16 protein-coding genes are annotated in these 25,485 nt (G+C 37.8%); 8 read left to right on the top strand and 8 right to left on the bottom strand.

The window, feature by feature from the left end; genetic code table 11:
• Positions 1–12 precede the first annotated feature (12 nt).
• Genes FCR2A7T_RS00515 through FCR2A7T_RS14580 form a run of 3 tightly spaced genes read right to left on the bottom strand, consistent with a single transcriptional unit; the run spans position 13 to position 8,829 of the window.
• Complete coding sequence (locus FCR2A7T_RS00515; protein ID WP_023569304.1) at positions 13–927, bottom strand: GYDIA family GHMP kinase; 915 nt, start codon at positions 925–927, stop codon at positions 13–15.
• Positions 928–932: 5 nt separating this feature from the next.
• Positions 933–2,249 carry a hydroxymethylglutaryl-CoA reductase, degradative gene (locus FCR2A7T_RS00510; protein WP_023569303.1) on the bottom strand — a complete coding sequence of 439 codons (1,317 nt, stop codon included), beginning with the start codon at positions 2,247–2,249 and terminating at the stop codon, positions 933–935.
• A 55-nt stretch (positions 2,250–2,304) separates the two neighbouring features.
• On the bottom strand, positions 2,305–8,829 hold the full coding sequence (locus FCR2A7T_RS14580; protein WP_023569302.1) for a PAS domain S-box protein: 6,525 nt from the start codon (positions 8,827–8,829) through the stop codon (positions 2,305–2,307).
• Between the two features lie 230 nt (positions 8,830–9,059).
• On the opposite strand from FCR2A7T_RS14580, the gene FCR2A7T_RS00500 reads away from it, so the two are divergent.
• The 6 genes from FCR2A7T_RS00500 to FCR2A7T_RS00475 all read left to right on the top strand — a co-directional run bounded on the left by FCR2A7T_RS00500 (position 9,060) and on the right by FCR2A7T_RS00475 (position 17,452).
• On the top strand, positions 9,060–11,231 hold the full coding sequence (locus FCR2A7T_RS00500; protein ID WP_023569301.1) for a S9 family peptidase: 2,172 nt from the start codon (positions 9,060–9,062) through the stop codon (positions 11,229–11,231).
• 34 nt (positions 11,232–11,265) lie between these two features.
• A complete protein-coding gene (locus FCR2A7T_RS00495) occupies positions 11,266–13,209 on the top strand; it encodes a peptide MFS transporter (RefSeq protein WP_023569300.1) in 1,944 nt (647 codons plus the stop codon).
• A 70-nt stretch (positions 13,210–13,279) separates the two neighbouring features.
• Positions 13,280–14,932, top strand: coding sequence for a peptide MFS transporter (locus FCR2A7T_RS00490; RefSeq protein WP_023569299.1), 1,653 nt, complete (start codon positions 13,280–13,282; stop codon positions 14,930–14,932).
• Position 14,933: 1 nt separating this feature from the next.
• Positions 14,934–16,439: a peptide MFS transporter gene (locus tag FCR2A7T_RS00485; protein ID WP_023569298.1), complete on the top strand. Its 1,506-nt coding sequence runs from the start codon at positions 14,934–14,936 to the stop codon at positions 16,437–16,439.
• Between the two features lie 52 nt (positions 16,440–16,491).
• Entirely contained in the window at positions 16,492–16,968 is a 477-nt protein-coding gene (locus tag FCR2A7T_RS00480; protein WP_023569297.1) for a thioredoxin family protein, read from the top strand.
• A 4-nt stretch (positions 16,969–16,972) separates the two neighbouring features.
• The gene (locus tag FCR2A7T_RS00475; RefSeq protein ID WP_023569296.1) at positions 16,973–17,452 is read left to right on the top strand and encodes a thioredoxin family protein; all 480 of its coding nucleotides are present in this window, start codon (positions 16,973–16,975) and stop codon (positions 17,450–17,452) included.
• Here FCR2A7T_RS00475 and FCR2A7T_RS00470 read toward each other — a convergent pair.
• The 4 genes from FCR2A7T_RS00470 to surE form a co-directional block, all read right to left on the bottom strand.
• Positions 17,449–19,461, bottom strand: a complete 2,013-nt coding sequence (locus tag FCR2A7T_RS00470) for a ComEC/Rec2 family competence protein (RefSeq protein ID WP_158634624.1) — start codon at positions 19,459–19,461, stop codon at positions 17,449–17,451. The genes FCR2A7T_RS00475 and FCR2A7T_RS00470 overlap by 4 nt on opposite strands.
• 61 nt (positions 19,462–19,522) lie before the next feature.
• Positions 19,523–20,635 (bottom strand): lipid-A-disaccharide synthase, encoded by a 1,113-nt coding sequence (gene lpxB, locus FCR2A7T_RS00465; protein WP_023569294.1) that lies wholly within the window; start codon positions 20,633–20,635, stop codon positions 19,523–19,525.
• A gap of 2 nt (positions 20,636–20,637) precedes the next feature.
• Entirely contained in the window at positions 20,638–20,910 is a 273-nt protein-coding gene (locus tag FCR2A7T_RS00460; RefSeq protein ID WP_023569293.1) for a hypothetical protein, read from the bottom strand.
• Positions 20,911–20,938: 28 nt separating this feature from the next.
• Positions 20,939–21,703 carry a 5'/3'-nucleotidase SurE gene (gene surE, locus FCR2A7T_RS00455; protein WP_023569292.1) on the bottom strand — a complete coding sequence of 255 codons (765 nt, stop codon included), beginning with the start codon at positions 21,701–21,703 and terminating at the stop codon, positions 20,939–20,941.
• Positions 21,704–21,867: 164 nt separating this feature from the next.
• Between surE and FCR2A7T_RS00450 the strand changes: the two genes are divergently transcribed.
• A complete protein-coding gene (locus FCR2A7T_RS00450) occupies positions 21,868–24,039 on the top strand; it encodes a carboxy terminal-processing peptidase (RefSeq protein WP_023569291.1) in 2,172 nt (723 codons plus the stop codon).
• Between the two features lie 52 nt (positions 24,040–24,091).
• On the opposite strand, the gene FCR2A7T_RS15065 is transcribed toward FCR2A7T_RS00450, so the two are convergent.
• Positions 24,092–24,595, bottom strand: coding sequence for a hypothetical protein (locus FCR2A7T_RS15065; RefSeq protein WP_023569290.1), 504 nt, complete (start codon positions 24,593–24,595; stop codon positions 24,092–24,094).
• 80 nt (positions 24,596–24,675) lie between these two features.
• On the opposite strand from FCR2A7T_RS15065, the gene FCR2A7T_RS00440 reads away from it, so the two are divergent.
• Positions 24,676–25,485, top strand: coding sequence for a DNA/RNA non-specific endonuclease (locus tag FCR2A7T_RS00440; protein WP_035116741.1), 810 nt, complete (start codon positions 24,676–24,678; stop codon positions 25,483–25,485).

Below are 25,485 nucleotides of genomic sequence, written 5' to 3'. Positions count from 1 at the left end.
GGAGCGTTTTTTTTATTTTATCATATCGGCATAGGGGAGGATTGTGTCAAATCCCCGTGATTTAAAATAAGTGTTGGGGTTTTCTTCGGAAATTACCATTACAAAGTCACCTCCCCAAGCCCCAAGGCTTTTTATACAACCTTTAAAATCGGGAAATAAAGCTTCTTTAACGGTTTGGAATTCCAAAACATGACTCATTATAATTTCATGTCTTTGTAATATTTCGGAGAGGTTTTTACTGTTGCTTGATTTTACTGCCGCAGCTGTAATTTTGTTTATTTCAGGAATGATTTTTTCTATATTCTGACGCTTATTCCGATAGGAGTTTATTGCGGTTTTACTACTTTGTTTTTGGTTCAAATACACAAAGTAGATGTTTTCTGCAAATTCAGGATGAAAAGAAACCGGTTCTACACCGATTTTTACTCCATCGAGATGGTATAATATTGGGGTGTCATTTTGTGCGCAGGCTATGTCATAACCGCTTCCGCCAAAACTTTCCCGTAAAAGTTCAAACGCATCAATTTTCAACCATTGGGCAATATTGTTTATCAGTGTGGATGATGTCCCTAAGCCCCAAAACCTTGGGAAGGTCAATTCCGTGGTTATTTTATAGCCCTTGGCGGCTTCAATAAAATCCGGATTTTGTCGGTACGCCTGATGTAAAATGTCAATCAGAGTATTACGGATTGTGTTTTCTGAATTGTTATGGGATTTGTTTTTTACGGCTTCAAAAGAAATTTCATCCTCAAACCAGATACTGCTGTCTTTATCATAACTTTTCCATGAAAAAGTTTTGTTTTCTCCGTCGGCCACATGGAGGTACTGTCCGAATTTTGTTGGCAATGCTAAAGCAATGGCTCCATCCAGAACCGTATATTCACCCGTAATTAATAATTTTCCGTTGCTGTAAAATGTTTGTTTCAAGGTTCTTATTTTCTTAAGGCATCCAGATAATCCACTACGGCCGAGTGGGAAACCGTGTTTTTTTCAAAATGGTTTACCACTTTTTTACGTTCTTCTTCCGTCGCCTCGAATTGATTCAGAATATTCATCAGGTGCATTTTCATGTGTCCTTGTTGAATACCGGTTGTTGTCAGGGAGCGCAGTGCGGCAAAGTTTTGTGCCAGACCGGCTACCGCTACAATCTGCATTAATTCATGCGCAGAAGGATTTCCGAGCATTTCCATGGCTACTTTTACCAATGGGTGTAAATTGGTCAATCCACCCACAGTTCCTAAGGCCAATGGGATTTCCATCCAAAAACTGAACATTCCGTTTTCTGTTTTAGCATGGGAAAGACTGGTGTATTTTCCGTTTCTCGAAGCATAAGCATGAACTCCGGCTTCTACGGCTCTAAAATCGTTACCGGTCGCCAAGACCACAGCGTCAATACCGTTCATGATGCCTTTGTTGTGGGTAACGGCCCGAAACGGCTCTATTTCGGCTATGTTAACGGCGCGCACGAATTTTTCAGCAAATTCTTCCTGCGAGATGTGTTTGTCTTCTTTTAATTCCGAAATCGGACAGGAAACTTCTACACGAACAATGCAATTCGGGACATAATTGGATAAAATACTCATCACGACCTGAATGTTTTTTTCATCTTCGGAAAACAATTCAAATTGAAGTGCTTCTTGTTTTAACGTTTTGGCGAATTGTTCCAGACAGGAATTGATGAAATTGGCCCCCATACTGTCTTTGGTTTCAAAGGTGGCGTGAAGTTGATAGTAATTTTCCAGGTCAAAGGTCTTGTCTCTGAGTTCAATATCTAAAATTCCACCGCCTCTTTTTTGCATGTTTTTAGTGATGCTTTGGGTTTCGGTGAAGAATTTTGGTTTTATGGTTTTGAAAAATTCCTCCAGATTTTCTTTTTTTCCTTTATAGATGAAATGCACCTGACCAATTTTTTCTGAATTCAGCACGGTAGCTTTAAATCCGCCCCTATTTGCCCAGAACTTTGCGGCTTTGGACGCTGCGGCGACCACAGAACTTTCTTCTATGGCCATTGGAATCGTGTAATTTTTTCCGTTAATCAGAAAATTAGGTGCCACACCCAAGGGCAAATAAAAATTGGAAATAGTGTTTTCTATGAATTCGTCATGAAGTTTTTGTAAATCGGCATCGGAATTCCAGTATTTTTTAATCGTTTTTATGGCCTCTTCCGGATTTGAAAAATGTGTTTCTGCAATCCAGTTTATTTTTTCTTCTTTCGATAACTTCGAAAAACCGCTAACCGCTTTCGTCATTTTACTTTTGTTGAATACATTTGAATGCAAAGATACGTTTTCAGCGATTCAAAAATTAACTTTTAGCTTTTTTCGACCATTTTAACAAGGTGTTTTCCAGAATTTCCTTGTTTATAGGTTTCGTGATATAATCATTCATTCCAATGGTTTTGCACATTTCTTCTTCTCCTTCGATAATGCCGGCTGTAAGCGCAATGATGACACAATTGGTATTTTTCTCCCGAATTTTTTTTGTGGCTTCGTAACCGTTCATTAATGGCATCTGAATGTCCATCAGAATGATTTCCGGCTGATGAATGTCAAATTGTTCTACCGCTTCAATACCGTTATAGGCTTCTGATATAATTGCGTTGGGAATGATTTTTTTTACCAGTGTTTTTGACAACAGCATGTTGATTTTATTGTCTTCTACAATAAGGATTTTGATCGTATTTTTAATCAATGCAGGAACCGCTTCGTTTTCGGAAGTGGTTGGTTTTGTATTTGCTTCCGGATTGTTTATCTCATTTAGGGTGTTTTGTAAAACATGAATTTTTATTGGTTTAACGATGGGTTTTACCAGCGCTTTTTCCGGAAAATCAATTTCGTTGGCGTTGGAATTTTGCATCAAAATGATTGGTTTTTCAAATTTAGCAAGTTCTTCAAGACCTTTTTTCCCAATCAGTTCGTAATCGGCTAAAAACAAATCGACTTTGTCATTGTATTGGTAAGCATTCTGATAATTTTTATTCGTCAGCGTTGCAATTGAATAGTACTGAAGTATACGCTCAACAACTTCACAGTTGCTTTCATTGTCATCAATTAATAGTACTTTTTTTATTTTGTTGTGGTCTAAGATGCTTAATGTATCGCATGGTTGCGCGTCCAGTTCCAATGTAAAGAAAAAGATGGTGCCTCCGGTTGGCCGGTCTTCGATTTCCAGCTTGCTGTTCATTAGACGTAGGAGCGATTCCGAAATAGGAATACCCAAACCTGTTCCGCCGTATTTTCGGGTGGTGGAGTTGTCTTCCTGTGAAAAAGCCTCAAATATTTTTTCACGGTTTTCCGGACGTATGCCAATGCCCGTGTCTTTTACAAGGAACTTCATTTTTGTACGATCCTGCGCTGAAGGTTCGTATTGGATTTCGAGTTCTATTTCACCTACTTGTGTGAATTTAATGGCATTGGAAAGAAGGTTAACCAGAATTTGCTTCAATCGGATTTCGTCAATCCATATAAGACATGGGATGTCTTCTTTAATATTAATGATTAAATCGAGTTTCTTTTGATGTGCGGAGTATTTTACCATATCGATAACCTGATTTACAATTTCATGCAAATTGGATTTGGTAATGTACAATTCCAGTTTTCCGGCCTCAATTTTGGAAAGATCCAGGATGTCGTTTACAATCTCGAGCAGGGCGTCTGCAGATTGATTCACTGTAATCATGTATTGTTCCTGAACGGAATTTAAATGTGTTTTTAAAAGCAGGTTGCTGAATCCGATAATTCCATTAAGTGGCGTACGGATTTCATGGCTCATGTTGGCTAAAAATTGTGTTTTGGCTTTATTGGCGGCTTGTGCGATTTCTTTTTCTTTGATGGCATCCTGCATTTTTCTGCGCTCGGTGGTTTCAATGACAACGCCTTCAATATAGGAGATTTCGTTTTCCACGGTGATGGCTTCACCATATTCTTCAATCCATACAATATCACCGTTCTTTTTTACCAAACGGCAGGAAATATGAAACGGAACCCCGTTTTTAATCGATTTTTCAATTTCTCGTGTTACCTGTTCTCTTTCTTCCTCATGGTAGAGTTCGAATAACGATATTCGGCCTTCAAAGAAATCTTCTTTGCTGTATCCGGTAAGTTTTTCGATTTCATCATTCAAAAATAACTTTGTTCGTTCCTTATTGTATTTTACCAGGTATACGGTTGCCGGTATGTTATTGGCAAGCAGGCGGAATTTTTCCTCACTTTCTTTAATCGTTTTTTCACTGTTGATGCGTTCGATTGTAGAAGCGATATTGTTGGTAAAGGTTTGAAGAATGTTTATTTCATCGGCACCCCAAATTCTTTCGGTAGAGCAATCGTCAAATCCAATGAAACCATGGAAGTTTTGTTTGATGAATATCGGCAGAATTAAAATCGAAAGTATTTTTTGTTTCTGCAGAATCTTTTTAAAGGCACTTTCGCTAATTTCCCGCACTATGGATTGATAAGGTTTATTCTGCAATAATGATTTCATGAATTCCGGATACATCTCATGAGGGATATTCTGCAACTCGGGGTTGTCGATTTCTTTCAGTTCCTCTTTACTGGTCCATTCCAAACGCTGACTCAGAAGGTTGGTGGTGGTATCGTTTTCGAAATAATACAAACGATCTACTTTGGTAGCTTCCCCAATATAGCCCATCGATTCGTGAAATATATCATTCAGATTGTTGCTTTTTAGCAGCTTCTCGGTAGTTTTGGCAATCGAGGATAGAATTTCACTTTTATAGATAATGAGTTCTTCCGCTGATTTTCTTTTTAAGGTTTCGATGGCCAATGCTATGATATCGGAAACGGTTCGCGCAAAATTGATTTCATCGGTAGACCAGTTTCTGATTTCAGATGTATTTTCATAACACGTTACTCCTTTTAATTCCCCGGAAACATATATAGGGAAATCAAGCAGGGACTGAATGTCGTAGTTTTTAAAATAAACATCCTGAAATTCTATGGTTTGCGGATGGTTTTTAGCATCGGATGCCACAATAAAAGGCTGGTTTTCGATGGCATCGAAATAAATCGGATAATCGATTTTGTTGATTGAAATTCCATTGGAAAAACTATCGGTATCTTTTATATACAGGCAAAACACATCAAGACTTTTTTCAGTTTTATTCCAAAGGCTCGCCCTGTTGATGTCCAACGCAATTGCTGCTTCTTTTAAAATATGACCAATGAGCTTTTCCTGATTGCCGTACGTTAAGAAGTTTAAGGTGGACAGTTCGTTCAGGGTTTGATTCAAACGGAAACTTTTTTCCAAACGGAAACTTTCTTCCTGTTCGATTTTTTTGAGTTTTGTAATATCCCTTACAATGGCTGAATATCCGTTAACTTTTCCGTTTTCGTCTTTTTTGAGGGTTACTTTTTGCGAAACCCACATTTCTTCGCCGTTGCTTTTTAGAATTGGGAACTCTATGATGTCGAATTCGGTTTGGTTTTCCCGTTGTTTGAAATAATAGTCTTCAATTTTTTTAGCATTTTCCGGTTTTATGAGGCTTGAAAAATGTTTACCGATGAAATAATCCGTAGGGTAACCCAAAGATTTTTCGGCAAATTGATTGACAAAGGTGAAATAACCATATTTGTCGACTTCAAAAATAATATCCGAAGCAAATTGTACCAAATTGCGGTATTGTTCTTCTACAATTACTTTTCCGGTAATGTCCTGTCCGTTAGAGACGAAAAGATTGTCACTGTATTTTTGATCGGTCCATTGAATGTATTTGTATTCTCCGTTTTTGCAACGCAGTTTTCGGGTGTAAATGGAATCGGGAACATAAATGGTATTGTAATCGACGTCCTGAAATTCAATGTCATTTGTAAGGAGCCAGAAGTTTTTACCCATCACTTCTTCCGGTGTATAGCCTAAAATTTTCTCAATCGATTTTCCACAAAAGGTCAGCTCGCCATTTCGGTCGGTTGCAATGGTTAAAGAGTTGGAATTGTTTATGATACTGCTTGAAAACAAAACCTTGTCATTGTTGTTTAAAATCGAAATTCTTCGCGCATAATTAATCACCAATACAATAAAAGAAGTGTTGATTAGGGTGATGATCTGTTTGGTTTCCGATTGGATGTTTAACAGTAATATGAGTAACGCAATAAAAAGCGCAATAATGAAAAACACATAGTGATTGACGTTCTTAAAGGTACTGTAGGAGAAGAAAATAATCAATAAGAATTCGGTATACGTAATCAATTCGAAAGGCTGTGTCGCAATTTTAAAAATAACATGGGCAGAATAAATCAGTAAAATCGAAATGAATATTTTTCGGAGGTGTTTGTTCAGGAAATCTGATTTTTTGGAACCGATATAAATCGCAATGAAGAGCATACCGATAATCAGGTTTATCAGTAATTCAGAATTGTCCCTTTTAATGAAATAGAGATTAATGACTTCGGTTAGCGGAAAAATAATACCCAGAAAGAAAAAAAATGTCCGTATACTTCTGTTGTCGTCTTCGGTTTCCGAAAAATTCTTTATGAAATCTTTGTTGTAGGTGGAAGCTTTGTCAAAAATTAATTTCAGGAAGAGCCCGATGAAACAGAAAATGGGCAGTAAAAACCACCATTGGTAATAAAACGGAGTGTCAATTTTAAAAGAAAACGTTGTCGGAGCGCTTATGAAATTTCCGAGTTTATCGACCAAACGCACCTGAAAAGTATAGGAGCCGTGGTCCAAGTTCGAATACGTTACCTCATTTAGTTTGTCGGGTAACGACCAGTTTTCATCGACCCCTTTTAAATTATAGGAATAATAAACCTCATTATTTTTTCGGTAATTAATTACGCCGAATTTAAATGTAAGTTGATTTTCTCTCGAATCGAAGGTGTATCCCTGCTTGGGAATATTGAACCAGAAATCGTCAGATTTGTTTTCTGCATTCCAGTTTTTGGATTGATTTAAAACATCAATATTCGTAATCTTTAAAATGGGTTCTTCTTTGGTTTTCGGAATGTAGTTGGTTAAATATTTAAAAAGGCCGTTTGCCGTACCGAAAAAGATGTTTCCAAATTCATCAGTGGTCTGTGCTCTGGAATTGGTTTCCAAACCTTCAAAGCCATTGTCGGAATTGTAGTTGTAAATTTTTGTAATTTTTCCTTCCGGGGTAATGGTAACTTTGTCTATACCCAGATTCGTTCCCAAATAAATGTTAGCGTTTTTGTCTGCTGAGAGTGTGTATATCAACGTTGAAGTTAAGCCGTTTTCAACTGTGTATTTTTTAGTAAAATCATTTTTTACAAAATACAAAGCATTCGAACCGCTAAACCAGAAATTGCCATGACTGTCCTTACAAGAATTGTTTAAACTTTTAGCGATAATAGGTTTTGAGATGGAGAAAACGTTTTTTTCGGTTTCCTTAAGTTTGTAAAGGCCGGTATTGGTTGCAATGTACCAGTGCGTTTTATCGATTTGCTCCAAACTGCCGATGTTTTGCAGGGAAAACGAAAATTCTTCCACTTTGTCCACGGAAGCAATCCGATTGAAATTTTTATCCAAAACCAGTAATCCGGCGGATGTGCCCACAAAATACCGTTGCAGGGAATCCTGTTTAAGAATCTGTAAGCGCAGATTTTTTTTAACCTGAGTGTTTATGGGGGTTGGGATTAGTCGGTCTTCACCCACTATAAAAATTCCATCTGCGGTACAGGCTAAAATCTCATTTTTAGCATTTCTGAACAGGCTGTAAGCGCCTTTTCCGTTCAGGTATTTTTTTTTCAACCGGAGTTCATAATATTCGTCCCCTTCGAAATAATAGATGCCACTGTTTAAAATTCCGGCATAAAGCCCTTTTTCGGTGGTTAGGATCGAGAAGATGTAGGGCGACTTTAATTCCGGAATGTTGTTGTAGCTGTAAAACGTTTGCGAATTGCTTCGGAACAAACCCGTACCATAAGTCCCGATGTATAAATCCCCGCTTTTAACCTGATACATGCACAGGGTGTTTTCCCCTGTAAAACCATTGCTTTCATTGATGAAACTGGTGTAGCCTTTCATGTACATGGCCAGTCCCTGTTTTTTTTCGCCGGCTAACCAGATGAATCCGCTGCGTCCTTTCAGCATTTTTTTTATGAAAAAAGGCTCCTTGTTTGGTAAGGTTATCTGGGTTTCGAGACTGACTTCAAAGCTGGGTTTTCTATAGCCTATTTTAAAAAGTTCGCCTTTGTATGTGCCTATAAATGCTTCGTTCGGTTTGTTTGATACAATGCAACTGTATCCCGAAAAACGGGTTGTTTCAAATGCTGAAACCTGATTTTTTTCAACCTGAAGTATGCCTTCGTTAGTTCCTAAAAGAAAGCTGGAAGGGGCATATTCAAAAACAGAATTTATGGTCAGGGATTCTGTTGTAAAGCGCGCAATGATTTTTACCGAGTAATCCTTTTTTAAAAGAAAAACTTCTTTTTCCGTGAAGCAATAAATACCGGAAGGGGTTGCCAAAAGTTTTTGAACATAAAGTCCGGTAATGGGGGAATTGCTGAAATCTAAATCTTTAATGAATTTCTGACCGTTATAGACCAGTAAACCACTGTATTTTGTGCCGAAGACAATGTTTTTATTGCTGTCTTCCGCAATGTCAGTAACCACAAAACCTTCAGAGCGCTCCGATTTATTGATGATTTCAAAGTTTTTTCCGTCATAGCGAACCAGTCCGGCACCATCGGTTCCTATCCAGATTAAATTGCGACTATCTTGTATTACGGAGAAAATTGAAGAGGAGGGTAATCCGTTTTTTTGATTAAGAATCTCATAATCAAAAACTTGTCCAATAGCGTTTTGGAATACAAAAAGAAGACAGGTAAAAAACGCTAATTTTTTAATCATGGGGATAGGCTATAGTCAATATTTTGGCAACAGAATATTACAATAAATTTAACGATTAAAGCAATAGTTTTCTTTATATTTTGTAATATTTTGATTTTTTATCGATTAACTACTTAAAAAATCGATGAGTTGATTCGGTAAAAAACACTTCTTTTTTCCTTTTAACAAATTAAATTGCACCTATTTGATAAATTTTCACTAAAATTGGGGGTTTTTTTATCATCAATCTTATGAAAAATATCACTAAATGTTTGTTTTTATTGTTGTTAACGTCCTTATCGGCGGTAGCGCAACAAAAAATCACCCTTGAAGAAATCTGGGGAGGAGCTTTCAGAACACAGGGAATGACCGCTTTGGAGGCCATGAAGAATACCAATCAGTATACGGTGCTAAATTTTGACCGTGCCACAAGATCGTCACAAATTGATTTATACGATTTTGCCACCTTAAATAAAGTATCGGTACTAATCGATTCCAAAGATTTCAAAGAATTACAAGGGATTGATAGTTATACTTTCAGCAAAGACGAAAAGAAAATTCTAATTGCCAATAATTCCGAACAGATTTTCCGCCATTCATTTGTGGCCGATTATTTCATCTACGACATCGCTTCAAAATCATTGACAAAATTAGCCGAGTATAAAGTACAGGAACCGACCTTTTCACCTGATGGAAATAAAATCGGATATGTGTACCAGAACAATCTGTATGTTTATGATTTAACGACTAAAAAACACACGCAAATCACGACTGACGGAAAGAAAAATGCTGTCATCAATGGGGTTACGGACTGGGTGTATGAAGAAGAATTTTCGTTTGTGCGTGCCTTCGACTGGAATGCGTCAAGCGATAAAATAGGATTCATCCGCTTCGATGAAACCGCGGTTCCGGAATTTTCAATGGATATGTACAATCAGGGATTGTATCCAACACAAAACGTATTCAAATATCCAAAAGCAGGTGAAAAAAATGCTTTGGTTTCGTTGCACGTTTATGATGTAAAATCGGCAGCGACAAAAAAAATCAATTTAGACAAATACAACGATTTTTATATTGCAAGAATTGAGTGGACTAACGAAGCCAATACATTAAGTGCTCAAGTGCTAAACCGCCACCAGGACAATCTGGATTTGTTGTTTGTGGACGGTACTTCCGGAGCAACAAAAGTGGTTTTGAACGAAAAAGACAAAGCGTATGTTGATGTAACTGATAATTTAACGTTCTTAAAGGATAACAGTTTCATCTGGACTTCCGAAAAAGACGGCTTCAACCACATTTATCATTACGACAAAAACGGAAAACTGAAAAATCAGGTTACCAAAGGAAAATGGGAAGTGACTTCGTATTACGGTTTTGATGAAAAAACGGGTATGATTTTCTTCCAGTCAACCGAAAACGGCTCAATCAACAGAGATGTTTACAGTATTAAGCTGAATGGAAGTGCTAAAACACGTTTAACTACACAAACAGGAACGAACGGAGCTACTTTTAGTCCGAATTTCCAATACTTCATCAATTCGTATTCCAGTGCTAAAAATGCTCCAAAACACACGTTGCACGAAACAAAATCCGGAAAACTAATTAAGACTATCGTGTCCAACGAAGCTTTGGAAACGAAATTGACAAAATATGATTTGCCTTCCAAAGAATTTTTCGAACTGACTACCGAAAAAGGACATAAGTTGAATGCCTGGATGATTAAACCAAAAGATTTTGATGCTACTAAAAAATATCCGGTTTTCATGTATCAGTATTCTGGCCCGGGTTCGCAACAAGTGAACAACGACTGGAACGGATCCGATGATTATTGGTTTATGATGTTGGCACAACAAGGGTATATCGTAGCTTGTGTGGACGGTCGCGGAACTGGTTTTAAAGGGGCTGATTTCAAGAAATGTACTCAAAAAGAATTGGGGAAATTCGAAGTGGAAGATCAGATTGATGCCGCTAAAGTTTTCGGGTCTTATGCCTATGTGGATAAATCCAGAATTGGTATTTTTGGCTGGTCGTACGGTGGTTTCATGGCCTCAAACTGTATTTTCCAAGGTGCTGATGTGTTCAAAACTGCAATTGCGGTAGCTCCGGTAACAAGCTGGAGATACTATGACAGTATTTATACCGAAAGATACATGCAAACGCCACAGGAGAATGCCGGAGGATACGATAACAATTCGCCAATCAACCACGTGAGTAAACTGAAAGGAAATTTCCTTTTGATCCACGGAACGGCAGACGATAACGTACACGTGCAAAATACCATGAAAATGATTGAAGCGTTGGTACAAGCCAACAAACAATTTGACTGGGCCATTTATCCGGACAAAAACCACGGAATTTACGGTGGTAAAACCCGTTTGCAATTGTATACAAAAATGACGAATTTCATTAAAGAGAAACTATAATAACCAACTTTAAATACTAACCAAAAACAATAAAATGAGCGAAACAGCAGTTAAACAAGGACATCCAAAAGGACTTTGGGTATTATTCGGAACCGAGATGTGGGAGCGTTTCAATTTCTACGGAATGAGAGCGTTACTTACATTGTTTATGGTAAATTCTCTCTTAATAAAAGAAGCCGATGCTGCAATTATTTATGGTGGCTTTTTAGCATTGTGTTATTTAACACCATTGTTAGGGGGTTTTATTGCCGATAAATATTTAGGGAACAGAAACTGTATTTTGGTAGGGGGATCACTAATGGCAATTGGCCAGTTTTTATTGTTCTTGAGTGCTTCAACATTCTCATCTAATTTAGGTGGTGCAAAATTGTTTATGTGGATTGCGTTATTCATTATCATCTTTGGAAATGGATTCTTCAAACCGAATATTTCCTCCATGGTAGGAAGTTTATATCCTAAACAAGAAAAAAGCAAATTGGATTCGGCTTTTACAATTTTCTACATGGGTATCAATATTGGTGCGTTTTTAGGGCAATTTATCTGTCCTTATTTAGGTGATGTTAAAGATGCTGAAACTGGAGTTAGGGATATTTTTGCTTTCAAATGGGGGTTCTTGGCAGCATCATTAGCAATGATTATCGGAACGGTTACATTTTTCATACTTAAGAATAAATATGTGGTAACTCCTGAAGGAAGACCAATTGGTGGTTTGCCAAAACACAATACAAGTGAAGATTTTGAAGAAGGAGAGACTCAAACCGCAAAATTTTCAGGAAAAGCTATTGGTGTTGCAATTGGAATATTTGTTGCTTTATTCTTTGTGTTCAGATTTTTGTTAGTTGGCGAATTCGGAGTTAACTCTTTGGAAATGGGTCAATTAATTAAAGGAATTATATATCCGTTTATTTATTCTGCCGGTATTGCTTTGGCGTATTTGATTATGAGTTCGGCTGAAAACAAAGTAGAAAGACAAAGAATTTGGGTAATTTATATCGTTTCATTCTTTATTATTTTCTTTTGGGCTGCATTCGAACAAGCAGGTTCTTCCCTTACTTTTATAGCGGACAACCAAACAGACAGAAATATTTTTGGATGGAATATGCCACCATCAATGGTGCAAATTTTCAATGGTTTATTCGTTGTAGCTTTAGCGTTACCATTCAGTTTATTGTGGGATAAATTAAGAGCTAAAGGCAAAGAACCCGTTTCTCCAATGAAACAAGCTATGGGATTGGCTTTAATTGCTTTGAGTTATTTCATTATTGCACATAACGTTAAGGATTTAGGTAATTCTGGATTATTAGCTATCAAATGGTTAATGTTATTATACTTAATCCAAACGATGGGTGAACTTTGTTTATCTCCAATTGGATTATCTTTAGTAGGTAAATTAGCACCAAAACGTTTTGCTTCTTTATTGTATGGAGTTTTCTTCATCGCTAATGCCGCTGGTTATGCTTTAGCGGGTTCATTAGGAGCAATTATGCCGGCAACTGGTGACAAATTTGTGGTAGCTCAAGAACAAAATATAGATTTACAGAAAGTATTAGATAAAACATACCAGCCAACCACAAAAGAATTATTCTTGTTAGCACAATCAAATTTAGCAGAAGCAAATTTTGGTAATGACTTGAAACTGAAAAAAGATTTTGAAAAATTACAAGCTGAAAATGCTAAAATTATTGATTCTCAAAGAAAAGAATTTGATAAAAAACAGGAAGAATTAAAGAAATTAAAGCAAGAATCAAAAGAGAAATTTAAAATAGACATAACAAAATTAAAATTCCCTACGGATGAAAATTTAAGTAAAATGGAAAGTGGAAAACTAATCAAATGTGAACACAAAACATTTGCTGGGTTTACCATTCATAACTTATTTGAGTTCTTCATGGTATTCGTTGTTCTTTGTGGAATTGCTGCTGTAATTTTAGCGATTTTATCACCAAAATTGAAAAAAATGATGAATGGAGTAATCTAATTCATTTCGAAAATATTTTATATCTTTCAGGCCCGTAGCAATTGCTGCGGGCTTTTTTAATATAACTACTATGAGAAATAAACATCCGAAAGGATTATTGTTTTTGTTTTTTACCGAAATGTGGGAACGTTTCGGATATTATTTGATTATCGGAATTTTTGTTTTATACATGATTGACCCAGCTGCTACCGGTGGATTGGCTTTTTCCGATAAATACGCCGATGATATTTTCGGGACGTATATCGCCTTAACGTATCTGACTCCGTTTTTAGGAGGCTATTTAGCCGATCGTGTGTTGGGTTATTTTAAAGCCATTTATCTCGGAGGATTCCTGATGGGATTAGGGTATATCGGATTAGGATTCCATAATACGACAGCTTTCTATGTGTCGATGGCACTAATCATTATCGGTAACGGATTTTTTAAACCCAGTATTTCAACCTTAGTAGGTAATTTATATTCAACCGAAGAATACAAAGCGAATAAAGATGCAGGATACAACATTTTCTATATGGGAATCAATATCGGTGCCTTCATCTGTAATATCATTGCTGCTTTTATGCGTAACCAATACGGTTGGAGCGCTGCTTTTATAACCGCAGGAATCGGAATGTTCATTGGTCTTATCATTTTTACTTTGGGAAGAAAACATCTGGAAAGCGCCAATGTAATGAAGCCGGTTCAGGAAGGCGATATCAGTTTGGGCCGAATTCTTGGTGTGGTGTTTTTACCGGCCATTCTTTGCGGTGCCTTAGGATGGATGATTCCGGGTAATATTTTCAAAAGTGATTCTACGGATGCGTTTATTTTCGCGTGTATCCCGATTATCATTTTCTATGTTCGTCTCTATTTAAAAGCAAATCACGAAGACAAGCGGCCGTTAGGGGCTTTATTGGCAATTTTTGCGGTCGGAATGTTGTTTTGGGCAGTTTTTAAACAAAACGGTACTGCCTTAACACGTTGGGCCAATTATTATACTGACCGACAGGTAACCGGAACTACCGAGAAGGCATTGGCAGGAATTTATCTGGTGGATCAGAAAGATTTCCAGACGAAAGAAGTTCAAAAATACGACAGTCAGTTCCAGGCAGAAAAAGACGAGGCAGGAGAACCTGTAAAAGTACAGGGGAAAGACGTGTATTTTACCAATATCTCCGATGAGCAACGCGCCGAATTGGAGAAAAATCCAGAGCAAAAGGTTTCGTTAATTAACACCGAATTATTCCAGTCGGTAAATCCGGGCTGGATTATTTTACTGACACCTTTAGTGGTTGGTTTCTTCGCGTTCATGCGCAAAAAAGGAAAAGAACCTTCCACACCATCCAAAATTGTTTTAGGCTTATTCATATCGGCATTGTCCTGTTTGTTTATGGTGGCTGCTGTTTATATCGGAAGTAACGGCGCTGTTAAAGTATCTCCGCTTTGGTTGGTGGGAACGTACGGCGTGATTACGATAGGCGAATTGTGTCTGTCTCCGATGGGCCTTTCTATCGTTTCCAAATTAAGTCCGCCACGATTAACCGCCTTAATGATGGGAGGTTTCTTCCTGTCGATATCCATAGGGAATAAGCTATCGGGTGTATTGGCCAGTATGTGGTATGATTATGAAAACAAAGCCAATTTCTTTTTGGTGAACTGTTTATTGTTATTGTTTGCCACTTTGTTGGGATTGTCAATCCTGAAACGTTTGAATGCTGTAATGAAAGAAAAAGGAATAAATTAAGATGAGTGCAACATTAGAAGAGATTCAGAATTTTAAAGGAAAATACCCGAAACAACTGTGGTATTTGTTTTTCAGCGAAATGTGGGAACGTTTCAGTTTCTACGGAATGCGCGGGATGTTGGTAATCTTTATGGTTAGCCAATTGATGATGGATGAAAAAACAGCCAACTTACAATACGGCGCCACACAAGCATTTGTTTACGCCTTCACGTTTATCGGAGGATTGTTTGCAGATAAGATTTTAGGTTACAGAAAGTCCTTGTTTTGGGGCGGATTGCTAATGATTGTCGGAAGTATTATTCTGGCATTGGATCCAAAACAATTCTTTTTCTTCGGAATCAGTTTTACCATTATCGGAACCGGTTTTTTCAAGCCGAATATCTCCACCATGGTGGGGAAATTATACAAAGACGATGACAACAGAAGGGATGCTGGTTTTTCCTTGTTCTATGCGGGGGTTAACCTTGGGGCGTTAATCGGAGGATACATCTGTATTGCTGTGGCGAACGGAAATATGTTTGCCTCTTACATACCGGAACATTTGCGTTGGAATGTGGCGTTTGGTTTTGCTGCCATCGTTATGATTGTCAGCTTACTTACCTTTACGCAAACCCAGAAAAGTATGGGCGAAATCGGACTTTCTCCCTTAAACCATTTGGAGCCTTCCAAAAAAAGAACGTTTGAAATGGTAACCTATGTGGGGTCATTAGTAATTATCCCGGTTATTATGACCATGGTGGCCAAAACAGAATACACGGATTATTTCATGTTTGTTATCGGCCCGGCTTCGTTGTTGTATTTGTTCTACGAAATGCGCAATTTTTCCTTAGCGGAAAACAAGAAATTAATGGCTGCTTTGGTTTTTATCATATTTTCTATTTTTTTCTGGGCCTTTTTCGAACAAAGTGGTGGTTCTTTAAGTTTATTCGCGGCCAACAATCTTGATAATACTGTAGCCGGAATCAAATTGGATCCGAATGGCGTGAATAATTCTGCCAATTCCCTTTTTGTAATTGCCTTTGCGGCCTTAATCGGAATGGTTTGGCTTTGGATGAACAAAAGAAAAATTGAACCCAATACGGTAGTGAAATTCGGATTGGCATTCCTTTTCTTAGCCGGCGGTTTTTATGTGTTTTATTACACCAAATTCTTTGCCGACGCTTCTGGAAGAACATCTCTGGATCTGTTTACCTTTGGTTGGTTTGTCATTACCTTTGGAGAATTGTGCCTCTCGCCAATCGGGATGAGTGCCATGACCAAATTATCGCCGCAAAAAACACAGGCGGTTATTATGGGAATGTGGTTTTTGGCCAGTGCTTACGGACAATATTTTGCCGGATTGCTGGGGGCTAACATTGCAGAGGCTTCTGAAAATGCTTCCAACCTGGACAAACTAAATGTTTATGCCGACGGCTACGAACAATTGGCCATTTATGCATTGGTAGCCGGAGTGATTCTGATTGCAATTTCGCCTTTGGTGAAAAAATTAATGCAAGACGTTAAGTAATCTTCGGCATTATTTTTGTTATTTAGTAGCAGTTAAAAAACGAAAAAACACCATGAAAAAAATACTTATAGTTTTATTGCTTACTTTCGGTTCGTTGGCTGTTAGCGCTCAGGATAGCGAACTAACATGGCATACCAATATTGATAAAGCAATGGCAATTTCCAATAAGGAGAAAAAGCCGTTGATGTTGTTTTTTACCGGAAGTGACTGGTGTGGCTGGTGCATTCGTTTGCAAAAAGAAGTTTTTTTTAAGAAAGAGTTTGTGAAATGGGCTAAAGACAATGTGGTACTTGTCGAACTGGATTTTCCAAGAAACAAGCAGTTAGAACCGTCTTTACAGCAACAAAATTATTCCTTACAGAATGCTTTTCGCGTTCAGGGATATCCAACGGTTTGGTTCGTGAATTCGGAAACCAAGGAAGGAAAAACCAATTTCACCCAATTGGGCAGTACCGGTTATGTAGCCGGAGGACCGGAAGCCTGGATTTCCGGCGCCAATCAAATTTTAGCAAATAATAAAAAAGGATAACAAGATGAAAAAAATACTATTTGCCGTACTTTTCGTTCTCGGAAATTTAGCGGTTCAGGCTCAGGAGGCTGAAATTAAATGGATGACACTGGATCAGGCCTTAAAACTTCAGAAGGATAAACCCAAAAAGGCAAAACCCATTTTCATGGACGTGTACACCGATTGGTGCGGACCTTGCAAAATGTTAGACAAGAATACTTTTCACGATCCCAAATTCGTAGAGTATATCAATGCCAATTACTTTCCGGTGAAGTTTAACGGAGAAGGTAATTTTGAAGTGACGTATAAAGATAAAAAATATGCAAATCCGGGGTATGATGCTAATAGAAAAGGACGTAATTCGGCACACGAATTCACCATGTTTTTGCAGGTGCAAGGTTATCCTTCGATGTATGTTTTTGACAAAACCGGCGAAGTAAAATCTCCAATCGTGGGTTATCGAACTGCTGATCAGGTTATCGAAGAACTCAAGAAAATCAATTAATTTTCAATCGTATAGAATCCCTTTTCGGCTGTGGCATGGAAAGGGATTTTTTCTTTTTCACAAGTTGCCTTCCATCGTTTTACATAACTTTTGTAATTTGTAGCGTCTGCTATGACTGCTTTCGGATGCACGTTATTGATTAACCGAATCAGATTGATTTTTGGGGATTGGGTGAGCAGTACAATATCCGGTTTTTGTTTCGTGGTAAAAACGCCGATACTGTCCACAATCAATATTTTCTTATCATTGTACACCAGAACATTCTGCAACGGACGTATTTCAATTTGTCGATTGAATTTGCCGCGGTTGTAGGCGATGAGATTTTTGTTTTGTAGCGGCAGACTGTCGTTGGTGTATACTAAAATCGTTTGGTTGTTTTTTTCGGTAATCAACGTGCTTTTTTTATTGTTGAAAATCACAAATTGATTTTCTTTTTTGGTTTCACTGAAAGTGCTTAGTAAGGAAAGTTGCAAAGCAATTGCCGTAAGTAAAAAGAAAATCAATCTTGAAAATCGTTTTTTGTACAGCCAAAGAATAAATCCTATTAAAGCAAGGTAGGAGACAAGCAGCAGTGAAAAAGAAAACGGAATGTCTTTGATTACATATTCTTTGAAAGAAGCAATCCAGGCAATGTATTGATTCATGATTTCTATGAATACAGAAAGCAGTTTCCCCAATACAATAGCCAATGCTGGCGCAATGAAATTGAAAACAAGTACAATGATTCCCAAGATCAGAGCAAAACTAGAAAGCGGAATAACCACCAAATTTGCCATAAAAAACAAGAGCGGCAACTGATTGAAATAATACAAACTCAAAGGCAAAACACCAAGTTGCGCCACAAAGGAAATCACGAGCACATCGACAAAATAATTCACGATTTTGTATCGGGATGGTTTTACTGATTTGTAGAACGGCTGCAACCACACAATGGCAAATACGGCAATATAGCTCAGCTGAAACCCAACATCGAAAAGAAAATCCGGTTGGAAAAGCAACATCACTAACATTGAAACTGTCAGAATGTTGTAAATATTACCCGATTTGTTCAGGTACAATCCCAAACTCACAAAACTAAACATCACTACGGAACGCACCACGGAAGCTGATAAACCTGAGAGAATTGCAAACAACCATAAAAATGCTAAAATGCTTACGAATTGTAGCAGTTTCCCATTTCGAAAACGCTGTAGTGGCTTGAGCAAAAACAATAACATGGCGTATAAAATGGCGATGTGTAATCCGGAAATCGCTAAAATATGAATCACACCGGCATTGGTATAGTTTTCAGACGTTTCGATATCCATATCCTGCCGTTGTCCAAGCAATAAGGCCCGTATAATATTTTCTGTTCCCGACGAAAAATGATGTATGCTGAAACTGTTGAGAAGCGTACTTCTGTACCGTTCAACATAATAATCAAAGTTGTGAACGATTCCGTTTTTAATGTGATTCCCCGATTTTAAATTGAGCTGATGATAGACCTGTTGTCTTTCCAGATAAGCGGCATAATCAAACTGATAGGGATTGGAGGATTTCGTAATGGGTTGTAATGCTGTTAAAATGGTGATTTTTTCTCCAGCATGAAATTGTTTTGGGAGTTCTTTTTTAGGAACCATTAAGAGGATTTTCCCAAAAACTGCTTTTTTGTCTATTTTAGAAATCCTGAAATAGTATTTTTCGGAAAAGGCATTGGGTTTCAATCGCTCTGCGATAGTGCCTTGCAGCGTATTGTTTTCGGTGAGAAAATGACTGTAATGATTCTTGAATCCGGGTTCGAAATGCAGCGCATGTGTCAGTATTCCAATTGAAAACGACACGAAATAGGTGCCGATTCCAAAATGATTTTTTTGGATGAAGTGTTTTTTCGATGTCCAAAAAAGGAATCCGAAAATTAAAAGCGCTACGCTTGTCGTAACCACAAGCCACATTAAGGGAGGTTTCCAATAAAAATGGGAAACGATGCCCAATACGAAAAACAGGGCTATTGGTATTATAGGAAATTTCATTACTTTCATGCGGTCGAATGTACGCAAAAAAGCAATATAAAAAAGAAAAATCTTACATAATTTATTTTAAAGCAGTAATAATCAGCTGTGCTGTTTTTTCACTTGCGCCTTCACCACCCAGTTTTTCTTCCAATAAATCGTAATTTTTCAGAAGTTTGGTGCGACTTTCCGTTTGTAACAGCTTCTGTAATTCGGCTTTAATTCTTTTCGGATTGCAGTCGTCCTGTATCAACTCGGTTACCACTTCTTGGTCCATAATCAAATTAACCAGCGAAATGTATTTTAAGGTGATGATCCTTTTGGCAATCTGATAGGAAATCCAGTTTCCTTTGTATAAAACCACTTCCGGAACTTTGAATAGCGCAGTTTCGAGTGTTGCGGTACCGGATGTTACCAATGCAGCATGAGCAACACTTAGCAAATCATAGGTTTTGTTTGAAATAAAATGCACCTGATCGTTGGTTAAAAACTGCTGGTAAAAGGAATAATCCTGACTCGGAGCACCCGCAATTACAAACTGATACTCCGGAAAATCTTTTATCACGGAAAGCATCTGCGAGAGCATTTTGGCAATTTCTTGTTTACGGCTTCCCGGAAGCAATGCAATAATTGGTCTTTCATCTAAACCGTTTTCTTTTTTGAAAACTTCCGGATTGGTTTTGGTGCGGTTATGAATAGCGTCAATCAGCGGATGTCCTACAAAAGTTACCGGAAAATGATGTTTTGTTTCATAAAAATCCTTTTCAAAAGGTAAGATCACGTACATTTTATCGACATCGCGTTTGATGGCTTTGATGCGGCTTTCTTTCCAGGCCCAAATTTGCGGTGAAATGTAATAATGGTTTTTGATGCCCAACTTTTTGGCCCATTCGGCAATGCGCATATTGAATCCGGGGTAATCGATATAAATGATGACATCGGGTTGAAAAGCCAGAATGTCAGCTTTACAGATTTTGATGTTGTTGAGAATGGTTTTCAGATTCATCACTACTTCGGCAAATCCCATAAACGCTAAATCGCGGTAATGTTTTACTAAAGTACCGCCGGTTTGCTGCATCAAATCACCGCCCCAAAAACGGATGTCGGCCTGAGGATCGTGTTTGAAGATGTTTTTCATCAGATTGGCACCGTGCAAATCGCCGGAAGCTTCTCCAGCTATAATATAGTATTTCATGGTTACAGAATTACCGTTAGTATTGCCAAAATAATGGTGGCCAAAATAATGCCTTTTGCCATGAGTTCTTTTTCAAATTTCAATAAAATGAAGAAAGCAATCAGGTTAAAAATGGCGCCGAGCGTAATGAGTTTCCCCATTAGACCCTGTGCACGAACCATTTGCAAGTCGGATAGCGAACGGGCTTCGGTGAAAAGGTATAAAAATAAAATACAGCCTAAGGAAGCGGTGAGCAATCCTATCAGTACTCCTATAAAGAGGTCTTTTTTATTCATAACGGTTGTTCTTATTTCTGATTCGTAATTATTGCAACTCCCAAGTATTCAACTGCTGAATGGCATGATGCGCGGTCAGGTCAAATTGTACCGGAACAATGGAAATATAATCGTGTTTTAAAGCCCATTCATCCGTGTCTTCTCCTTTGTCGAGATTTACAAATTCTCCGGTAAGCCAATAATATTCTTTGCCTTGCGGGTTGGTTCGCTTGTCAAATCGTTCTTCCCAAACGGCTTTCGCCTGACGACAGACTTTGATACCTTTAATTTCTGTTTTCGGAAGATTCACGTTTAAAATAACGCCATCCGGTAGTCCTTTTTCCAGAACTTCCATGACGATTTTCTTTACATACGGTTTAACGGGTTCAAAATCGGCATTCCAACTAAAATCCAATAAGGAAAATCCAATGGCCGGAATACCTTCAATACCGGCTTCCACGGCGGCCGACATCGTTCCCGAATAAATTACGTTAATGGATGAATTTGATCCGTGATTGATGCCGGAAACACACAAATCGGGTTTTCGTTTCAGGATTTCATGCACGGCAATTTTAACACAATCCACCGGCGTTCCGGAACAGCTGTATTCGTTTTCCAGGCTTGGATCGATTGTAACCTTTTCGATATGTAGTGTATTATTGATGGTAATAGCATGTCCCATGGCGGATTGCGGACTGTCGGGTGCGACTACAATAACCTCACCGATTTCTTTCATTACTTCAATTAAAGCACGGATTCCCGGCGCGACGATACTGTCGTCGTTGGTCACTAATATCAAAGGTTTTTGTTTCATTGTGGCAATATTTTTTTACATTCGCTAAAGTAAGCATTTTCTAAATTTATGTTGGTACAATATTTGATTTAAGGTTTTAACAACATAAAAGAATCTTTAACAAAAAATTATTGGAACATTAAGAAAGACGCTTTGTTTTTTATGTAATTTAGTGAAAAATAGTAATGAATACTTTTTGGCAATTTATGAAGAGAAATTATAAGATTGTGTTGTTGATAACTGCTTTATCAGCAATACTGTGGAGTTTTGTGCCTAACAAAAAAGAAGACCCCGAAAAAGACCGACTTTTATTAGAGCTGCTGACTTTTGTTTTGGAAAAAGGGCATTACGATCCTATAGTAATGGATGATGCGTTTTCAAAAAGTGTGTATAAGGAATATATTAATGGTATAGATCCTTCCAGACGATTCTTCGTGCAATCGGATATTGATGAGTTTAAGAAATACGAAACTCAGATTGACGATATGATTAAAAGCAAAGATCTTAAATTCTTTGATTTAACCTATTCCCGTTTGCTAGAGCGCATGGCCGAATCCAGAAAAATTTACAAAGAAATTTTAGACAAACCTCTGGATTTCAATAAGGAAGATAATATCAATACAGATTATGATAAAATGCCGTTCTCTAAAAATAAAGCGGAGTTGAAAACGCGTTGGGAGAAACAGTTGAAATTATCGGTTTTGTCTTCCATAACAGACAAACTGAAGCTGGAAGAGGATAAAAAGAAAAAAGACGCGAATTATAAAGAGAAAACCTTTGCGGAACTAGAAGAAGATTCCCGTGAAACGACTCTGAAATCATTGAACGATTATTTCGATTTCGTTGGCGAATTGGATAGAAATGACTGGTTTTCCATTTATCTGAATTCAATCGTGGAACGTTTTGATCCACATACCTTTTATTTCGCTCCGGAAGAAAAAGACAAGTTTGACATCAGTATGAGCGGAACTTTGGAAGGTATCGGTGCGCGTTTGCAAAAGAAAAACGACATCACTGAAATTTCAGAACTGATTCCCGGCGGACCTGCTTGGAGAGGCAAACAACTGGAGCAAGGCGATTTAATCATGAAGGTTGCTCAAGGCAGTGAAGAACCTGTTGATGTGGTTGGAATGCGTTTGGATGACGTTGTTAAAAAGATTAAAGGTAAAAAAGGAACTGAGGTACGTTTGACGGTTAAAAAAGTAGACGGTACCATTAAAGTGATTTCAATCATTCGTGAAGTGGTAGAGCTGGAAGAAACGTACGCGAAATCAAGTGTCGTGAAAGAAGGCGGTAAAACATTCGGAATCATTTATCTTCCGAAATTCTATATCGATTTCGAAAATAAAGACAAACGCGATGCTTTTAAAGATGTGGCGCAGGAAATCGAAAGGCTGAAAGCACAAGGCGTTGAAGGTATCGTAATGGATTTGCGTGACAACGGCGGCGGATCGCTTCAAACCGTAGTGGATATGGTTGGTTTGTTTATCGAAGACGGACCGGTTGTTCAGGTAAAATCTGCCGGTAAAAAGAAAGACGTTTTGTACGACAAAGATTCCCGCGTGCAATGGGATGGACCTTTAGTAGTGATGGTGAACAACTTCTCGGCTTCGGCATCCGAAATTTTTGCGGCAGCCATTCAGGATTACAAACGCGGTATCGTGATTGGAAGTAAACATACTTATGGTAAAGGTACGGTTCAGAATTTAATCGATTTGAATCAGTTTGTAAGAAGCAGTTCTTTCGGAGATTTGGGCGCATTAAAGACTACTACACAGAAATTCTACCGAATTAACGGCGGTTCTACCCAAAGAGAAGGGGTGTTGAGTGATATCGTTATGCCGGATCGTTATTCGTATATCGAAATGGGAGAACGTGATGTGGAAAACGCGATGCCTTGGGATAAAATTGATGAAGCCTCTTATAAGGTTGCCAAAAACGCAACTTTTGACGACGTTATTGCCAAAAGTAAAGCGCGAATGGCCAACAGCGAACAATTTAAATTAATTGATGAAAACGCAAAATGGATTAACGAACGTAAGGATGTAAATACCTACAGTCTGAACTATAAAAAATTCAGAGAAGAAGAAAATGCGGTGGAAGCAACGGCTAAGAAATTCAAAGCGTTGGTTGATTATAAAAGCAATTTGAAATTCACTTCTTTGCCTTATGAGCAGGAAATTTTCAAAAAAGATACGCTTTTGGCTCAAAAGAGAGAAAGATGGCATGAAAGTCTTGCCAGCGACGTGTATGTGGAAGAAGCGTTAAACATCCTTTCCGATATGAAATCCACTCCGGTAATGAAAGGAAACATTAATATTAAAGACAAGAAAAATAAATTGGCGGAAGTGAAATAAGAAGCCTTCCCCATAACAAAAAAGCCATTCAGATTCTGAATGGCTTTTTTTGTTATTTCAATAATTTGTCCAGTTTCATTTGTGCTTTTTCCAAATCCAACTGACGTTCTTTTTGTTTGTTGCTCAGTTTTAAAAGTTTTTCCCTGGCTTTCAATTCTTTTTCTGCATCAAGCTTTCCTTTGCGCATCTGTTTGTCGAATTTTTCCTGTGCGTTGGAAAGATCTTTTTTGCTGTCTTCCAATTTGTCCTTTGCTTTTTCAACGTTGCGTTTGGCTTTGTCCAGTTTTTCTTTTTCTCTTTCTGCTTTTTTCAGCTCTTTCTCCATTTTTTGGTTTTCACGCTCCATTTCTTTTCGTTGCTTTTCAGCATCTTTCAAAATCTGAATGCGCTCTTTTTCGATTTTTTCCGCTTCAAGAGCTTTTGCTTTTTCATCGGCTGCTTTTTTTTCCGCTTCTACCTTGTCAATAGGTTTTGGAGTGGTTTCATTTACTACTTCTTGTGCGAATCCAAACTGAAATCCGCAAATTGCTATGGCAAGGATGATTTTATTTCTCATAGTTCTAAATTTTAATATACTTCATTTCTGATTTAATACCTTTACAAAATTAAGAAATATTGAATCATATATACGTTAGGATGAAGATAAATAAGAGAAAACTGATTTTTAAAGCTGTGTTGGGTTTGTTTATTATTTTCCCTTCTTGCAAGGAAAATGAAACTGCACCAAATGAAGTATTGCAGCCTTCAATCGAAACTGTAGCGCCTTCAGTTACGGCTTCTTTTGATTTTTTTCCAACTTCTACTACCGGAGTTGTAGTGCAGCGGGAAGGATTTGCTTTTTCGTATTCGGAAGAATTTGAACAATCAGAATGGGTTGCCTATGTTTTAACGGAGCAGGATTTTTCCAATCGTAATTTCAACCGTCCCTTTTTTATTGATGATCCGAAAGTGAAAACACATTCCGCCGATTGGAGGAACTATAAAAAATCGGGTTATGACAAAGGACATTTGTGTCCGGCCGGCGACAGGAAAAGTTCGTACAAAGCTTTTGAAGAAACATTTTATACTTCTAATATTTCACCACAGCGTCATGATTTTAATGATGGCATTTGGAATCGTCTGGAGCAGAAAACCCGCTATTGGGCAAAAAAATACAATGGACTTTACGTGGTAACCGGCGGTGTTTTAAGTGATAATTTAAAAACGATTGGTCAGGAAAAGGTTGCGGTACCCAATTATTTTTACAAAATACTGATGACCAAAGACACTAAAAAAATGATAGGTTTTTTAGTGCCACACCAAGATTCGGAAAAACCCTTATATGAATTTGTAGTGGAAGTGGATCTTATCGAAAAAATGACAGGCATTGATTTCTTTCCCAAGCTTCCGGATGCCTCAGAAAATCGTTTGGAAAAAACAAGTGATTATAAAGAATGGAGTTTCTAA

Origin of the sequence: Flavobacterium cauense R2A-7 (genome assembly GCF_000498475.1) — a bacterium.
GTDB lineage: Bacteria > Bacteroidota > Bacteroidia > Flavobacteriales > Flavobacteriaceae > Flavobacterium > Flavobacterium cauense.
Note: the sequence above shows the minus strand (reverse complement) of the source record. Positions and strands in the feature narration are given on the sequence as shown.

Bases quoted from the DNA above. Each gene is read 5' to 3' on its own strand.
- FCR2A7T_RS00510 (WP_023569303.1), bottom strand. From the start codon at position 2,249: ATGACGAAAGCGGTTAGCGGTTTTTCGAAGTTATCGAAAGAAGAAAAA.
- FCR2A7T_RS14580 (WP_023569302.1), bottom strand. From the start codon at position 8,829: ATGATTAAAAAATTAGCGTTTTTTACCTGTCTTCTTTTTGTATTCCAA.
- FCR2A7T_RS00500 (WP_023569301.1), top strand. From the start codon at position 9,060: ATGAAAAATATCACTAAATGTTTGTTTTTATTGTTGTTAACGTCCTTA.
- FCR2A7T_RS00495 (WP_023569300.1), top strand. From the start codon at position 11,266: ATGAGCGAAACAGCAGTTAAACAAGGACATCCAAAAGGACTTTGGGTA.
- FCR2A7T_RS00490 (WP_023569299.1), top strand. From the start codon at position 13,280: ATGAGAAATAAACATCCGAAAGGATTATTGTTTTTGTTTTTTACCGAA.
- FCR2A7T_RS00485 (WP_023569298.1), top strand. From the start codon at position 14,934: ATGAGTGCAACATTAGAAGAGATTCAGAATTTTAAAGGAAAATACCCG.
- FCR2A7T_RS00480 (WP_023569297.1), top strand. From the start codon at position 16,492: ATGAAAAAAATACTTATAGTTTTATTGCTTACTTTCGGTTCGTTGGCT.
- FCR2A7T_RS00475 (WP_023569296.1), top strand. From the start codon at position 16,973: ATGAAAAAAATACTATTTGCCGTACTTTTCGTTCTCGGAAATTTAGCG.
- FCR2A7T_RS00470 (WP_158634624.1), bottom strand. From the start codon at position 19,461: ATGAAATTTCCTATAATACCAATAGCCCTGTTTTTCGTATTGGGCATC.
- lpxB (WP_023569294.1), bottom strand. From the start codon at position 20,635: ATGAAATACTATATTATAGCTGGAGAAGCTTCCGGCGATTTGCACGGT.
- FCR2A7T_RS00460 (WP_023569293.1), bottom strand. From the start codon at position 20,910: ATGAATAAAAAAGACCTCTTTATAGGAGTACTGATAGGATTGCTCACC.
- surE (WP_023569292.1), bottom strand. From the start codon at position 21,703: ATGAAACAAAAACCTTTGATATTAGTGACCAACGACGACAGTATCGTC.
- FCR2A7T_RS00450 (WP_023569291.1), top strand. From the start codon at position 21,868: ATGAATACTTTTTGGCAATTTATGAAGAGAAATTATAAGATTGTGTTG.
- FCR2A7T_RS15065 (WP_023569290.1), bottom strand. From the start codon at position 24,595: ATGAGAAATAAAATCATCCTTGCCATAGCAATTTGCGGATTTCAGTTT.
- FCR2A7T_RS00440 (WP_035116741.1), top strand. From the start codon at position 24,676: ATGAAGATAAATAAGAGAAAACTGATTTTTAAAGCTGTGTTGGGTTTG.